The sequence below is a fragment of the Halorubrum sp. C191 genome, from assembly GCF_002727095.1.
GTDB lineage: Archaea > Halobacteriota > Halobacteria > Halobacteriales > Haloferacaceae > Halorubrum > Halorubrum ezzemoulense.
The window spans coordinates 1-964 of record NZ_NHNZ01000222.1 but is presented as its reverse complement, the minus strand read 5'-3'; the positions used below and the strand labels follow the sequence as shown (position 1 = coordinate 964).

General features: G+C 51.5%; 1 protein-coding gene. It reads left to right on the top strand.

Features of this window, described 5'->3' with window-relative positions; translation table 11 throughout:
• Nucleotides 1-964, top strand: a protein-coding gene (locus Z052_RS18940) for an IS630 family transposase (RefSeq protein ID WP_099289362.1) whose coding sequence is annotated in 2 segments (ribosomal slippage) — nt 1-474 and nt 474-964 — 965 coding nt annotated over the 2 segments. Because the reading frame shifts where the segments join, the coding sequence is not laid out codon by codon here. This gene is flagged as partial in the annotation.

Below are 964 nucleotides of genomic sequence, written 5' to 3'. Positions count from 1 at the left end.
TCTCCGTCGAAGAACTCCAAGAGGCGCTTGACAATGTTGATGGAAACAAGCCGACTCAACGGCTGTTAGCTGCGATCGCGTACAAAAACGGCGTCACGCAAACCGAACTTGCCGAGTGGTACGACACAGAGCGAAAAACGATCTATAACTGGCTCAACCGACTCGATACCGACGAACCGCTTGAACAAGCTGTTACAGATGCTCACCGATCTGGTCGGAAACGAAAACTCTCAGAAAAACAGCAACAAGAGTTTGAACAAACAGTCCACGAATCACCCGAAGAGATCGGCGTTGACGCGCCGGCGTGGACGCCGGCGCTCGCACAAGAATATCTTGAAGAAACGTACGGCGTCGACTACTCAATCCCAAGCTGCCGGCGGTTGTTGAAAGAAGCGGGATTGAGTTATCAAAAACCACGCCGTTCAGCGTCTGAATCCGACGAAGACGAGCAAGATGAGTTTTACGACGAGATCAAAAAAAGCGGCGCGAAATGGACGCCACAGTAGTCTGTATTGATCAAACCAAGAAATCTGTCCAAGTTGAGCCGCGTGCCGCGTGGTTTCCGCGCGGCACGCGGCCTTCTGTCGAATTATCTGGTCAACGGGACTGGACGTGTCTGCTGGGCGCGATCACCGAAAACGGTGATCGCTTCTTCTCTCGATTTACAGAGTACATTACCGCTGATCACGCAAAACATTTCATTTTAGCACTATGTGAAGAATTTGAAGATGATTTGATTGTCGTTCTCGATGGAGCACCGTATTTTCAGGCATCGGCCGTCACGGACCTCGCGGCCCGTGACGACCTCGCCTTTGTGACGCTCCCATCATATTCGCCGGAACTGAATCCTGTCGAGGAATGCTGGAGACAGCTCCAAGCAGCTCTCAGCAACCGCTTTTTCGACTCACTCGACGAACTTACAACAGCGATCGACAGTGCTCTTGATCAACTCTCGATTCCAAAA